14 protein-coding genes are annotated in these 13,751 nt (G+C 63.8%); 4 read left to right on the top strand and 10 right to left on the bottom strand.

What is annotated here, in order from left to right:
- Positions 1-8 precede the first annotated feature (8 nt).
- The gene (locus tag BDD18_RS15795) at positions 9-866 is read right to left on the bottom strand and encodes a LysR family transcriptional regulator (RefSeq protein ID WP_142084340.1); all 858 of its coding nucleotides are present in this window, start codon (positions 864-866) and stop codon (positions 9-11) included.
- A gap of 104 nt (positions 867-970) precedes the next feature.
- Here BDD18_RS15795 and bla point away from each other — a divergent pair, with 104 nt between their 5' ends.
- The gene (bla, locus tag BDD18_RS15790; protein ID WP_142084338.1) at positions 971-1,888 is read left to right on the top strand and encodes a class A beta-lactamase; all 918 of its coding nucleotides are present in this window, start codon (positions 971-973) and stop codon (positions 1,886-1,888) included.
- A 38-nt stretch (positions 1,889-1,926) separates the two neighbouring features.
- On the opposite strand, the gene BDD18_RS15785 is transcribed toward bla, so the two are convergent.
- The 5 genes from BDD18_RS15785 to BDD18_RS15765 form a co-directional block, all read right to left on the bottom strand.
- Complete coding sequence (locus BDD18_RS15785) at positions 1,927-2,976, bottom strand: GGDEF domain-containing protein (protein ID WP_142084336.1); 1,050 nt, start codon at positions 2,974-2,976, stop codon at positions 1,927-1,929.
- Between the two features lie 32 nt (positions 2,977-3,008).
- Entirely contained in the window at positions 3,009-3,740 is a 732-nt protein-coding gene (trmB, locus tag BDD18_RS15780) for a tRNA (guanosine(46)-N7)-methyltransferase TrmB (protein WP_370541224.1), read from the bottom strand.
- Between the two features lie 14 nt (positions 3,741-3,754).
- A complete protein-coding gene (gene gluQRS / locus BDD18_RS15775) occupies positions 3,755-4,777 on the bottom strand; it encodes a tRNA glutamyl-Q(34) synthetase GluQRS (protein WP_142084332.1) in 1,023 nt (340 codons plus the stop codon).
- A 14-nt stretch (positions 4,778-4,791) separates the two neighbouring features.
- The gene (locus tag BDD18_RS15770; RefSeq protein ID WP_142084330.1) at positions 4,792-5,895 is read right to left on the bottom strand and encodes an NAD(P)/FAD-dependent oxidoreductase; all 1,104 of its coding nucleotides are present in this window, start codon (positions 5,893-5,895) and stop codon (positions 4,792-4,794) included.
- A 97-nt stretch (positions 5,896-5,992) separates the two neighbouring features.
- Positions 5,993-6,931 (bottom strand): LysR family transcriptional regulator, encoded by a 939-nt coding sequence (locus BDD18_RS15765; RefSeq protein ID WP_066696096.1) that lies wholly within the window; start codon positions 6,929-6,931, stop codon positions 5,993-5,995.
- A 106-nt stretch (positions 6,932-7,037) separates the two neighbouring features.
- Between BDD18_RS15765 and BDD18_RS15760 the strand changes: the two genes are divergently transcribed.
- The 3 genes from BDD18_RS15760 to BDD18_RS15750 all read left to right on the top strand — a co-directional run bounded on the left by BDD18_RS15760 (position 7,038) and on the right by BDD18_RS15750 (position 9,301).
- The gene (locus BDD18_RS15760) at positions 7,038-7,739 is read left to right on the top strand and encodes a pirin family protein (RefSeq protein WP_044395195.1); all 702 of its coding nucleotides are present in this window, start codon (positions 7,038-7,040) and stop codon (positions 7,737-7,739) included.
- A 53-nt stretch (positions 7,740-7,792) separates the two neighbouring features.
- Positions 7,793-8,347 carry a flavodoxin family protein gene (locus BDD18_RS15755; RefSeq protein WP_044395197.1) on the top strand — a complete coding sequence of 185 codons (555 nt, stop codon included), beginning with the start codon at positions 7,793-7,795 and terminating at the stop codon, positions 8,345-8,347.
- A gap of 66 nt (positions 8,348-8,413) precedes the next feature.
- Complete coding sequence (locus tag BDD18_RS15750; RefSeq protein ID WP_142084328.1) at positions 8,414-9,301, top strand: pirin family protein; 888 nt, start codon at positions 8,414-8,416, stop codon at positions 9,299-9,301.
- Between the two features lie 71 nt (positions 9,302-9,372).
- Here BDD18_RS15750 and BDD18_RS15745 read toward each other — a convergent pair whose 3' ends face one another.
- The 4 genes from BDD18_RS15745 to BDD18_RS15730 form a co-directional block, all read right to left on the bottom strand.
- A complete protein-coding gene (locus tag BDD18_RS15745) occupies positions 9,373-10,146 on the bottom strand; it encodes a sulfurtransferase (protein ID WP_142084327.1) in 774 nt (257 codons plus the stop codon).
- 130 nt (positions 10,147-10,276) lie between these two features.
- Positions 10,277-11,119, bottom strand: coding sequence for a MinD/ParA family protein (locus tag BDD18_RS15740; RefSeq protein ID WP_142084325.1), 843 nt, complete (start codon positions 11,117-11,119; stop codon positions 10,277-10,279).
- A gap of 10 nt (positions 11,120-11,129) precedes the next feature.
- Entirely contained in the window at positions 11,130-11,906 is a 777-nt protein-coding gene (locus tag BDD18_RS15735; protein ID WP_142084323.1) for a GGDEF domain-containing protein, read from the bottom strand.
- A gap of 79 nt (positions 11,907-11,985) precedes the next feature.
- Complete coding sequence (locus BDD18_RS15730; RefSeq protein WP_142084322.1) at positions 11,986-13,662, bottom strand: SulP family inorganic anion transporter; 1,677 nt, start codon at positions 13,660-13,662, stop codon at positions 11,986-11,988.
- Positions 13,663-13,751 lie beyond the last annotated feature (89 nt).

Genomic DNA, 13,751 nt, shown 5'->3' with positions numbered 1-13,751 from the left:
GGCTACCGTCAGTGGGACTGCTCCAGAAGCCACTGTCCAAATGCCTGCATGGCGGCGGTGGGCGTGCGCGACTGCAGGTGAGTCAACCAGTAGGCGCCCCGGTGCAATTCCAGGGCAAAGGGCCGCACCAGCCGCCCCTGTTGCAGCTCGCGCGTGAACAAAGCCACTGGCAACAGTGCCACCCCTGCGCCCTGCGCTGCAGCCTCGGCCAGGGTGAGGGACGAGTCAAACACCGCGCCCCGCAGCATCGGGCAGGGCATGCCCGCTGCCGCAAACCATGCCGTCCACTCATCGGTGCAGTAGCTGCGCAGCAAGGGCAGCCTGGCCAGGTCACTCGGCTGCTGCAACCCCTGGGCCAAGGTGGGTGTGCACATGGGCGAGAGTGGTGCCTGAAAAATCTGCTGGGCGTGGGTGCCATTCCATGCCCCGTCTCCAAAGCGGATGGCATAGTCCAGCCCTTCTCCAGCCATGTCCACCCGGTTGTTGTGGGTGAGCAGGCGCAGGTCCACAAACGGGTGGGTCTGCTGAAAGTGTCGCAGCCGAGGCAGCAGCCAGCCCACGGCGAACGTGCCCACCACGCCCACGGTCAGCACTTCGCGCGGCCGTTTTTCGCGAATCTGTTCCAGTGCCGTCTCCATGCGTGCGAAGGCATCGCTCAACGTGGGCAGCAGCGCCAGCCCCTCGTCCGTCAATGCCAGGCCCCGGGGTAATCGCCGAAAAAGCGGCTTGCCCAGGTGATCTTCCAGCTTGCGAATGTGCTGGCTCACCGCAGTTTGGGTGACGTGCAGCTCCAGCGCTGCGCGGGTGAGGCTCAAGTGCCGTGCGGAGGCTTCAAACGCTCGCAGGGCATTGAGAGGCAAGTGCATGGTGATGTATTAGTTTTTCTTGGGTCTGCTCTCAATGATTGCCATTGGCGCAACGCGCAGCGGCGCTATATCGTCGCGATCTTTCAAAATGACGGAGTTTCAGAATGCAAAGGCGAGAGTTTTCCTTGGGTTTGGCCGCGCTGGGGCTTTCCCCGTTGGCGGGTTGCGCAGTTCGGGCTGCACCTGGCGCAGGCATCTCCAAAACTTGGAACAGCGCCATGGAAGGGATTGAGCACAACGCGCAGGGTCGCCTGGGCGTGTCCATGCTGGATACCGAAACCGGCCTGGCTTTGGGCTGGCGTCAGGACGAGCGTTTCGCCATGTGCAGCACCTTCAAGCTGCTGTTGGCGGGGTGGATGCTGTCGCTGGTGGACCAGGGCCGTGAAAATCTGAATGCACGGGTGCATTACGCGCCAGCAGATGTGGTGGAGTATTCACCCGTCAGCGCGCCGCGTGCGGGCCCAGGTGGGGGCTTGACGGTGGGTGAACTGTGCTCTGCCACAGTGAGCCTGAGCGACAACACCGCAGCCAATGTCTTGCTGGAACGCCACGGCGGCCCGGCTGCGCTCACCCGCTACCTGCGTATGCTGGGCGACCCCATCACGCGCCTGGACCGCAATGAGCCCACCCTGAACGAGGCCGCCATTGGCGATGTGCGCGACACCACCACCCCGCGGGCCATGCTCCAGACCATGCAAAAGCTGGTGTTGGGCGAATCACTGTCTGCCTCGTCCCGCGCGTGGCTGCAGCGTTGGCTCATTGAAACCAGCACCGGCGACAAGCGCTTGCGCGCGGGGGCCCCGGGCTGGAAGGTGGGGGACAAGACAGGCACTGCCGGCAGCAGTGGTACTGCCAACGATGTGGCCGTGCTTTGGCCGCCAGGCGCCAGCGGTCACCGCGGGGCAGTGCTGGTGACCTGCTATCTCACCCGATCTGCGGTAGCGCCAGAGCAGCGAGATGCCGCGATTGCTGCTGTAGGCCGCGCGGTGGTGAGGGCAAGCTTGGCATCGCGCGGAACCTGATCGCTGGCGTTCAGGCGGCCTGCAGCCGCCTGAAGCGCTTAAAAAAGCTCTACGTCGTCGTTGGCCACCTTGGTGGCCAGCTCGCCAGAGGCGACCAGATCTTCGTAGAAGCGCACCTGGTTGCGACCATGTTCCTTGGCGTAATAAAGCGCCTGGTCTGCCTGGCCCAGAATTTCCACTGGCGACCCGCGCGAGGTGCCGACAAAACCCAGGCTCACCGTGACGTTGCCCACCTGCGGGAAGTGGTATTCCTGCACCGCTTCGCGGAAGCGGTTGAACACCTTGTGGGCTTTGGAAAGCGTGGTGTTGCGCAGCAGCACCACGAACTCTTCACCACCAAAACGGAAGATGCGGTCGTGCGAGCGGAAAGAGCTGCGCAGAATGTTGGCGACCAGAATCAGCACTTCGTCGCCATACAGGTGCCCGAAGCGGTCATTGACTTGCTTGAAGTGGTCAATGTCCACCACCGCCAGCCAGTTCTGTACGGGCTCACTGGTGGGGCTGACTTCTTCTGAAATCATCGACTCCGCGCTCTGGGGCTTGCTGCTACTCAGGCCGGGCAGTGCGTTGCGAGCAAATTGCTCGTCGAAGGTCTTGCGGTTGAACAGCCCGGTCAGCGCATCGCGCTCGGAATAGTCCAGCAGGCTCTGGTAGTTCTGGTAGACGAGGAATATCCCTTTGACCACATCCAGCTTATGGGCCGAGAAGGGGCGCGACTGCGTGATTTCCAGGCAGGTGGTGACTTTTTCGTGCATCCACACCGGCAGCCACAGCGTGTGTCGACCAGGGCGCGGGTGCGCCAGGGCGCTGTCGCCCTGCGTGGTCACGCACTGCATCAGTTCGGGGTAATGCTCCAGCGGCTCCTTGCGCGGGTCTGCGGCGGCCTCGGAGTCGGTAGACACCAGCTGGCCGTCCTGCACCCAGGTGCGTGGGCGGATATGGGGCTGGCCGTCGTCGGTGAACAGCTCCAGCGCCCGCACTTCCTTGATGCCGCTGAGCTTTTGCAGGGTCGAGAGCACCGACACTTCCAGCCGCAAGTGGTCGCGGTGGCCAGTCATCTCGACCAGGTGTTGCAATATGGGCTTCATAGGCGGGGAAGTGCGTGCGGCTCAGGCAGAGGTCAACGGCGCTTGAAAACGATGTCCCACACCCCGTGGCCCAACCGCAAACCGCGGTTTTCGAACTTGGTGAGAGGGCGATAGTCCGGCTGGGGCGCGTAGCCTTCAGCCGTATTGGCCAGCAAGGGCTCCTGGCCCAGCACTTCAAGCATCTGCTCTGCATAGGGCTGCCAGTCGGTGGCGCAGTGCAGATACCCGCCGGGCTTGAGGCGTGCCGCCAGCTTGGCGACCAGCGGGCTCTGGATCAGGCGGCGCTTGTTGTGCTTTTTCTTGTGCCAGGGGTCTGGAAAGAAAATGTGGATGCCGTCCAGGCTGCCTGGGGCCAGCATGTGGTCAATGACTTCCACGGCGTCGTGCTGGAGGATGCGAATGTTGGTGATGTCTTGTTCACCAATGCGCTTGAGCAAGGCACCTACGCCTGGCTCATGCACTTCGCAGCACAAGAAGTTGTCAGCGGGCCGCACACGGGCGATGTGCGCCGTGGCCTCACCCATGCCAAAGCCAATTTCCAGAATCAACGGAGCATTGCGGCCAAAGGCGGCAGTGGCGTCAAAGGGCTCTGCCCGGTAATTCAGCAAAAAGCGGGGGCCCAGGTCTTCAAAGGCCTTGGCCTGCCCTGTGGTGGTGCGGCCGGCGCGCCGCACATAGCTCTTGATGGTTTTGGGAAATGCCACGCCAGCGGGTGCAGCGCCAGCGGCTTGTGGCGCAGCGGAAGGCTCTGCGCTAGTGGAAATATTGTTCTGTTCGGTCACGGTGCGTCATTGTAGATTCGTGACCAAGCCTGAACCCAGTGCGCAAGCGCATCGGACACCGAAATGTGGTGTGAATCTGCCACTGCGGGTAAACCCAGAGCCTGTGCCGCCTGGTTCAACGCCATGAGCGGGTTGGACAGGTCCACCGCAGCAGCGCCGTTTTGCTTGGAGAGCTTCTCGCCATTCACATCCAGCACCAGGGGGGTGTGCAGGTAGGCAGGCGTGGGCAGCCCCAGTGCTTTTTGCAGCAGGATCTGGCGCGGAGTGTTGTCGGCCAGGTCTTCGCCGCGCACGATGTGGGTGACCGATTGCTCGGCGTCATCCACCACCACGGCCAGCTGGTACGCCCACAGGCCGTCTGCACGCTTGAGAACGAAGTCGCCCACGGCGCTGACCACGTCTTGCACTTGCCGGCCCAGTCGCCGATCCTTCCATGGCAGGAAGTTTGCTTCTGAATTGATAGCTGCTGGCGCTTGTGGCGTAAGCGCTGGAGCCACTTTTTGGTAAAAGTCGCTCGTATTGAAACGCCAGGCGCGCGGGCTTCGGCCATGCAGGCCCTGACGGCAAGTGCCTGGGTAGGGCAGGGCGGCGTGGCGCTCTTTGGCGTGGCCCAGTGCGAGCTGGGCAGCTTCGATCTCCTTGCGGGAACATGCGCAGGGGTAGGCCAGGTGTTGTGCGATCAGCGAGTCCAGCGCCTGCTGGTACAGCGCGCCGCGCTGAGACTGCCACACGACGGCCCCATCGGGGTGTAGCCCGCACTGGGCCAGCTGGCTCAGGATGGTCTGGTCCGCCCCGGGAATGCAGCGCGGCGTGTCCACATCTTCAATGCGCACCAGCCAGGTGCCCTTGGCCGCGCGGGCATCTAGCCAGCTGGCCAGCGCCGCGACCAACGAGCCCGCGTGCAGCGGCCCCGTGGGTGAGGGCGCAAAGCGCCCGATGTAAGGGTGTAGTGCGTGGGGCACATTGCGGCTGCTGGCGGAGGACGCAAGGGCTGTGGAGCCCTGGTGAAGGGCTCCCATCACGCTCCCCCCACTCATTTCACGGCAAGTGCCAGTTCCAGGCCCGAGATGAAAGCGTCTTCCAGGCGGTGGCCCAGGCACCAGTCGCCGCAAGCGCCCAGGCCCATGCTGGCGTCCCACAGGTGGCTCAGGCCCAGTGGATGCGTGGTCTGCGCATAGGGCCAGCAGTGCAGGGCCACATGGGCTGGCTCGGCACGCAGGCCGGTCACCTCGCCAAAGGCCTTAAGCAGCTTGGCTTGCACGCGGGCTTCATCGTCTTGCAGATGTTCTGCGGACCAGGCCGGGTTGGCCTGCACTGTCCAGCGCTCTACCGTGCCGCGGCCGGGCTTGGACGATTCGCGGGCCAGCCAGGCAATGCGGTGGTGGGTGCTGCGCGCCACGTTCCACTGGGGCCCCAGCGTGGTCAGCCCTGGCCGCACGGCCTGGGGGTAGGCCAAAGTCAGCGTCCAGCAGGGGGCCATGGCCACCTGCGACAGAGGCGTAGTCAAGGTGCAGTCAATGGCCGACTTGACCAGCAACGCCTGCGCTGCCGTGGCGGGCTGGCTGAACAGCACCGCATCAAATCCCGCATACACATGCTGGGAGCCATCTGCGCCTTGGGTGCGCAATTGCCAGCCTTGTGGGTTCAGGCTGTCGCGCTCCACGCGCTGCACTTGTGTGTTGAGCTGTACTTGACCCGCCTGTTGCAGCGGCTGAGCCCAGGCGGCCACCAGCGATTGCATGCCGGGGCTGGGCACCCAGTGCGCTTCGCGCGAGAGCAGGCCCTGGGAGGTGACCCGGCCGGTGGCGTCGAGCACGCGGACGTTGTTTGCGCTCCAGGGCTTGCAAAGCCCGGGCACGGTGTCGATGGCGCGGGCAAAGCGCGGGTCGCGCACGGTGAAGTATTGCGCGCCAATGTCAAACGGGCCGAACACTGTGTTCACGGTGGCCGTGCGGCCCCCTGGCGCATCAGCCTGCTCGAACACCGTGACGCGGTGGCCTGCCTGCACCAGGGTGCGGGCGCACGCAATGCCAGCCATGCCTGCGCCGATGATGGCGAAGTGGCGCGGGCCGGGCGCCGGGGTGGAGGTGTCGTTGCGTCGGGGCCGCTTGGAGGGGCGGGAAACGGTTTTGCTCATGGTTTGCCTTTCAGGGACTTTCAGAGACAGCGGAAGTGACGTTCGACGTTGAATACTTGACGGTACCCACTCTACACGCGCGCCGGTCTGTCGCGGCTCAAAAATGGTGGTGGTTTTCCAGCAGGGCCTTGCGCGTGGCGGGGCTTTGCAACTGCTGCAGCCACCACTGCAACGCTCGCCCAGGTGCCGTGAAGCCCGGGCCGCCCCAGGCATAGTGCAGGCGCAACTGGCGCTCGGGGCGGGCCACGCGCTTGGCCACCAGGCGGCCGGCTTCCAGGTAGGGGCGCACCATGGGTTCTGGCAAAAAGCCACCGCCCAGGCCGCGCAACTGCACTTGCACCTTGGCTTGCATGGTGTCCACCGTCAGCACATCCTGCCCGCCCAGCAAGCCCATGGTCATGCCCCCACGCTGGGCCGAATCGGCCACCGCCACGGCCCGGTGGCGCAACATCACGGCATCGGTGATGGGCTCGGGCATGCTGGCCAGCGGGTGGTGGGGGGCTACCACGTAGATGAAAAGCAGATCACCCAGTGGTGCCTGCTGCAGCCCGGCCACGTCGGATGCGATGTTGGACACGCCAATCGCCAGGTCAGCCCGGCCCGAGGTCAATGCCTCGCGCGTGCCGCTCATGATGCCGTCGCGCAGCTTCAGGCGGGTGGGGGGCGACATGGCGTAAAACGCCTCCACCAGTTCCAGCATGGTGTGCGGAGAGATCACTCCGTCAATCGACAGCGTGAGCTGCGGCTCCCAGCCCGTGGCCACCCGGCGCACGCGGTTGGCCACGGCATCAATGTCCTGCAGCAGCCGGCCGCCCTCGCGCAGCAGCTCGGCCCCGGCCTCTGTGGGCTTGGCCTGGCGGGCGCTGCGGTCGAACAGCAGTACATCCAGCGCGTCTTCGATCTGCCGAACGCGGTAGGTGAGGGCGCTGGGCACCAGCCCCAGTTGCCGGGCGGCGGCGGCAAAGCTGCCGGCTTCGGCAATCACCTGCAGCATGGTCAGGCTGTCCGGCGTGAGGACGTCGCGAGCGTTTTGCATGGTCGGCTCATTTTTGTTCAAGCGTTTTGAATGATGCCATCAATCGGACAGAGCCTGTGCAAGCCCCGCGCGTCCTACAGTGGAGGCATTGAAAGGAGCAATCACCATGCTGACGATTCGCAAATCACAAGACCGGGGCTATGCCGATCATGGCTGGCTGCAGTCCTTCCACAGCTTCTCTTTTGCCGGCTACTACGACCCCCGCCACATGGGCTTTGGCAACCTGCGTGTCATCAACGAAGACCGCATTGCGCCCGGCACCGGCTTTGGCACCCATGGCCACCGCGACATGGAGATCATCAGCTACGTGCTGTCGGGTGAACTGGCCCACAAGGACAGCATGGGCAACGTCAAGGGCATTCCGCCCGGGGACGTGCAGCGCATGAGTGCAGGCACGGGCGTGATGCACAGCGAGTTCAACCACGCAGCCGGGCAGACCACGCACTTTCTGCAAATCTGGATCGAGCCCAATGTGCGCGGCATTGCACCCAGCTACGAGCAAAAGAGCTTCACCGATGCCGAGAAGCGCGGCAAGCTGCGCCTCGTGGCATCGCCCGATGGGGCGCAAGGCTCGGTGTTGATCCATGCCGATGCGGCTATTTACGCTGGCTTGCTGAGCGGTGACGAGACGGCCACCTTGCCCATGCAGCCAGGGCGCAAGGGCTATGTGCAACTGGTGCGCGGTAACGTCATGGTCAATGGCGAATGCCTGAAGGCGGGCGACGCCGCGATGCTGGAAAATGAAACGCAGGTCTCGCTGTCTGGCGGGCAGGATGCGGAAGTGCTGGTGTTTGATCTGGCGAACTGATCGCTCGTCTTTTTAGTCTGTTTACATTGGTCTGTTGATTTAAGGAGTTTCTGATGTCCCAAATCGTGGTGGTTTACCACTCTGGCTACGGCCACACCCAGCGCGTCGCCCAGCAAGTGGCCGATGGCGCAAATGCCCAGTTGCTGGCGATTGACGCCGAAGGCAACCTGCCCGAAGGCGGCTGGGAAACGCTCAACGCCGCAGATGCCATCATCTTCGGCACACCCACCTACATGGGCGGCCCCAGCTGGCAGTTCAAGAAGTTTGCCGATGCGTCATCCAAAGCGTGGTTTTCTCGCGCTTGGCAAGACAAGGTGTTTGGTGGCTTTACCAACAGCGCCAGCCTCAGCGGCGACAAGCAGGTCACGCTGATTGCGCTGCAAACCTTGGCGTCGCAGCACGGTGGCGTATGGGTAAGCTTGGGCATGTTGCCCAGCAACAGCAAGGCCGCCACGCGCAGCGATGTGAACAACCTGGGTGGCTCGGTGGGCTTGCTGGTGCAGTCGCCATCTGACGCGTCGGTGGCAGAAATTCCCCAGGGCGACCTGGACACCGCCAAGCTCTACGGCAAGCGGGTGGCCGACATCACGGCGCGCCTCAAGGGCTGACGCTCCCCGGCTTGATCTGCCCTGGCGCTGGATGGGGGCAGGGCCACTACAGAAAGGGCAAACACCATGGCAGCCATGCAAACCATCACGGCGCACGACAAAGACCTGGGCGGCGGGTTCAAGGTGCGCAGGCTGTTGCCTGCCATGGGGCGCCAATCCGTCGGGCCGTTTCTGTTCTTTGATCACTTTGGCCCGGTCACCGTCACGCCCGAGTCACAGCACGATGTGCGCCCGCACCCGCACATTGGCCTGGCCACGGTGACCTACCTGTTCTCGGGCGCCATCATGCACCGCGACAGTCTGGGCTCGGTGCAGCAAATCGAGCCAGGCGCCATCAACTGGATGACGGCCGCCAAAGGCATCGTCCACTCCGAGCGTCGCCCCCAAACGCTGGCGCAGACAAGCTATGTGAACCACGGTATTCAGCTGTGGGCGGCGTTGCCGGTAGAGGCAGAGGAGGCGGAGCCCAGCTTTGTGCACACCCCCGCAGATGCCATACCGCAGCTGCAAGTGGGCGATGCCACGGTGCGTGTGCTCATCGGCCAGGCGTGGGGGCAGCAGTCCCCGGTTGTCAGCCTGGCGCCGGCTCTGTACCTGGATATCCAGCTGCCTGCCGGTGGGGCGCTTGCGTTGCCTGCGGCCTTGGCACAAGAGGCGGGCTTGTACACCGTGGATGCTGCTGTCACCCTGGACGGCGTCACGCTGGCCGCCCAGACGTTGACGGTGCTGCCCACAGGCCACGCCATGCTGCTGCGTGCGGGAGACAGCGCCGTGCGCTGCATGCTGGTAGGCGGCGACGCTTTGCTCCAGCGCCTGCACATCTGGTGGAACTTTGTCTCCACCCGCAAAGAACGCATCGTTCAGGCAGCCGACGACTGGGAGGCCCAGCGCATGGGCCATGTGCCGGGCGAGACAGAGTCCATACCGCTGCCCGAGCGCCGTTTCAAGCCCTGACAGGGTTTGAGTTAAAAGTGGCTCTGGCGCTTATTTGACAAGCGCAAGCAGCTCACTTTTTGATAGCAAATTCAACTGGATGCACCGGCATCTTCGTCGCCAGCCTTGGCAGATGGCTGTGCAGAAAGATCGGGCGCCAGCACGGTGCGCTCGTCAAACACAAAGCAGCCGCCGTGGTAGTGCGCTCCATCGGTGTGTTCAAAGTATTTGAGGATGCCGCCTTCAAGCTGGTAAACATGCTCCAGGCCTTCTTCCCGCATCAGGATGGCCGCCTTTTCGCAGCGGATGCCCCCGGTGCAGAAGCTCACCACGGTTTTGTCCTGCAGCTCTGCCTTGTGCGCGCGAAAGGCGTCAGGAAACTCCGTGAACTTGGCAATGCGCCAGTCAATCGCATCGGCGAATGTCCCGGCGTCCACCTCGAATGCGTTACGCGTATCCAGGGTCACCACCTCACGGCCGGCATCGTCATGGCCTTGTTCTAGCCAGCGGTGCAGCGTGGCTGGCTCCACCGACGGGGCACGCCCCTGCGCCGGGCGGATGGTGGGGTGGTCCATGCGGATGATCTCGCGCTTGACCTTGATCAGCATCTTGCGAAATGGCACCGTGTCGGACCAACTCTCCTTGGGCTCCAGGTCGGCAAAGCGCTCGTCCACCCGCATGCCGTCCACAAAGCCCCGCACTGCTTGGGCGGTGCCCGCCAAAAAGAAGTTGATGCCTTCTTCGGCCAGCAAGATCGTGCCCTTCAGGCCCGCAGCCACTGCTTGCGCGTGGAGCCGTTCACGCAACTCGGCTGCGTCAGGCAGGGGCACGAATTTGTAGCAGGAAATATTGAGTACGGACGTCACGGCGGGAAGGGGGTAAACAGGCTGAGCGGCGGCTCTGCCGAAACCGGTGATTGGTTGTCGAAAGCGCTGGCCGCCCAAAGAGCCGGGCGCGGGGCACGAAGCCCGCCCTGGCAGGTAAGCACGGCGAGAATTATGCCGTGGGGGTCAGCAGCGCTGTCTCGATCTTGTTCGCCAGCTGCGAAATGGCAAGCGCCGCAGGGCAGCCGGGCGTGTTCACCAGCAAGAGCTGGCGGCGCATCACCGCATCACGCACTGATGGGTCGGCAGGAATGTCGCCCATGTGGATCAAGCGCACGGGGCGGCCCGATTGGGTGCTGACGAAGCGGTCGAGCACCTGCTGCAACTGGCTGGTAATGGCCCGCCCGTCACCCGGACGCGCCGCCTGGTTGATGACCATGCGCACATGCTGGCGCTGTTGCTGCATGGCCAGCACCTTGATGGCGGCGTAGGCGTCTGTCAGCGAGGTGGGCTCGGGCGTTGCCACGATCAGCACTTCAGAAGCCAACGACACGGAAAAGAGCACAACGTCGGAAATGCCAGCGCCGGTGTCCAGCAGCACCACGTCGTATTGGGGTGTCAACGCCTGGATGACGCTCAGGAACTGGTTGCGCACCTCGGGGGTGAGGCGCGAGTACTCGACCATGCCCGAGCCCGCCAGCAGCACCGAAAACCCGCCAGGGGCTTTGATGATGGCGTCTTCCAGTCGTGCCTTGCCCGTGAACACGTCGTGCAGCGTGATCTTGGGGTGCAGGTTGAGCACCACGTCCAGGTTGGCGAGGCCGAGGTCAGCGTCCAACACCAAGACGCGCTGGCCTCTGCGGGTCAACGCCGCCGCGAGGTTGGCTGAAACAAAGGTTTTTCCGACGCCACCTTTGCCACTTGTGATGGCAATGATGCGCGCTCCCGTGGCAGGGACTGCCTGCACGGGCGCTGCGTTGGGCGTCATGGGTTGGGGGGACAGCGCGTCGCTCATCATCTAACTTTCAGTAGGCGCTGCCTGTTGCATCCAGCGGGGGCGGTAGATCGCCCCAGCCCGAAGGAGAATACAGCGGGCCAAACAACAAGCTCTTTTCTTCAGCACTGACGGTGCTGTCGGGCTGCTCCTCGATGCTCACGCGGTTGCGTCCTAGAGATTTTGCCTGATAGAGCTGATTGTCAGCCCGATCAATCCACAGCAGAGTGGTAGAGCGGATCCATTGCAGCGCAAATGCGCCGCCAATGCTCACGGTGACATTCAGCTCGACCGAGGGAGAAATTCGAATTGGCGTATTGGCCACGGCACGGCGGATACGCTCGGCAACCACGTGCCCAAAAGCCGACTGGCAGGCAGGGAGCACCACGGCAAACTCTTCACCGCCGTAGCGGGCCAAGGTGTCCATAGGACGCACACAGGCGCTCAGGGTGCGCGCTACCGATTGCAGCACCATGTCACCCGCAGAGTGTCCGTGTACATCGTTCACCTTCTTGAAGTGGTCGATGTCCAGCATCAGCAGCAGGGCCGCTTCGCCAGAGCGTGTCACCCGGTCAATTTCTCGTTCCAACACCGCGCGAAAATGCCTGCGGTTGGCCAAGCCTGTCAGAGGGTCTTTCAGGGAAAGCTCGCACAGCCCGTCAATCAGGCCTTGCAGGTACTGCCGTGGGTGGGCGTAGTCGGAGGCGGTAGCTGGCCCGCTGCCGTTGACCTGGGAGACCAGGGCGTGGGCAGTGTCCAGGCGCAGATCACGCAGGTCTACAAGGTAAGGGGCCGCCGAATCAGACACAAATGGTTGCTTCTAAAGTTGGTTCAAGTGTAGCAGCGGGCAAGCCTTGCCTAACGCAATCAGGGCGTGGGTAACGGGGTTAGCGGCCACTCGGCAGCTGCTGCAAGGCTACAAGCGCTTCGGTGTCCGTACGGTAGGTGATCAGACCTGCCGCAGCGGGCAGAACCCCCGCTTTGCGCAGCGCTGTTTCCACCGGCAGTTTGAGCCCGCTCACATGCAGACAGCCGCCGCGGGCCAGCATCAGCGCGTGCAGTTGGGCAAATACCTCCAGGCCCGTCACGTCGATGCGATTGATGGGCTGGGCCAGGAGGCACAGGTGCCTGACGTCGGGGTGCGCGCCAAGGTCTTGCGCCACCCTTTGTTCCAGCGCGCTGGCCGAGGCAAAGTCGAGTTCGGCATCCATGCGCAGGGCCAGCACGTGCGGCGCCAGTGGCTCCAGGCCCCAAAGGTGCCGATCACGCAGGCTTCCGTCCGGGTGCAGGCCTACTTCAATGATGCGCGGGTGCAGACGCTGGTACAGAAAATGGCACAGGTTCATCAGCAAGCCCGCCAGCCCCCCCCAGTACATGCGTGGCGCAGTGGCCAGGGTGAGGCCGAACGTGACGATGGCAATCAACGACTCAACACGCGACACACGCCAGAGCCGGGTGATGGAAGAGGGCTTGATGAGGCTGAACACCGCGGTGACCACAATCGCTGCCAGCGCCGAGGTAGGCACGTAGTACAGCGCAGGTGTGAGCCACAGCAGCACCACCAGCACCACGCCAATCGAAAACACCGTGGCCCAACCCGTTTGTGCGCCCGCATACAGGTTGATGGCAGAGCGCGAAAAGGATGCGCTGGTGGCGAAGCTGCCGCACAGACCGCTGCTGATTTTGGACAGACCCTGGCCGATCAGGTCCTGGTTTTCGTTCCAGCGCTCGCTCGAGCGCTGGCTTTCCACCTTGGCGCTGGAAGCAGTCTCCAGAAAGCTCACCAGTGTCACGACCAGCACCGGCATCAGCAGTGAGGCCAGGTCAGACCAGGGCAGCCAGCCGGGCCAATGCAGCGTTGGCAGGCCTTGGGGCAGATGCCCCACCACCGCGCCGCCCGCATCGGCATAACCGGTGGCCCAGCTGATGGCGCCTGTAGCACCCACCACGGCGATGGCGGCGGGAAACGTCGGCTTCAGCTTTTTGGCCAGAAGCAGCGCCCCCACGCTACCGACACCAAAGGCCAGCGCAGCCAGGTCAAAAAGCCCTAAGGACGGGGTGGCCAGCAACGCCCCCCAGTTCGACCGAAGCCCCGTGAGGGCCCCTAGCTGAGAAGCCAGGATCAACAACGCCGCCGCTTGGGTAAAGCCGTTGAGCACCGGCGACGTGACGATGTTCACCACCCAGCCAAACCGGGCCAGCCCCATCACGCACTGCAAGGCACCTGACAGCAGCGCAATCCACACCGCCATCTGAACCCACTGAGCGCTGCCCGGCTCGGCAAGACCCGTGAGCGAAGCCCCGATGAGCAGACTGGTCAGCGCCGTGGGGCCCACGCCAAGGCGGGTGGAGGAGCTGAACAGCACAGCCACCAGGGCGGGCAGCAGCGATGCGTAAATGCCGGTGATCAGCGGCATACCCGCCAGCGCAGCATAGGCCACCCCTTGGGGCACCAGCATCAAGCCCACCGTCATACCTGCCAGGAACTCACCACGCAGCAAAGAGGCAGATGGCCGAGGCCAGGACAAAAACGGGAGCCAGGATCGGAGAACGGAGCGCAGCATGGGGAGGGATTGTCGTTGTAGCGGCCTTCTCGGTCGGCGTGAGGGACTCTCTTTTGCCGGTGGCGGCACACATCGATCCGCTGACCGGG

This window comes from Acidovorax temperans, from assembly GCF_006716905.1.
GTDB classification, from domain to species: domain Bacteria; phylum Pseudomonadota; class Gammaproteobacteria; order Burkholderiales; family Burkholderiaceae_C; genus Acidovorax; species Acidovorax temperans.
This window is presented reverse-complemented; position numbering and strand designations above follow the sequence as displayed.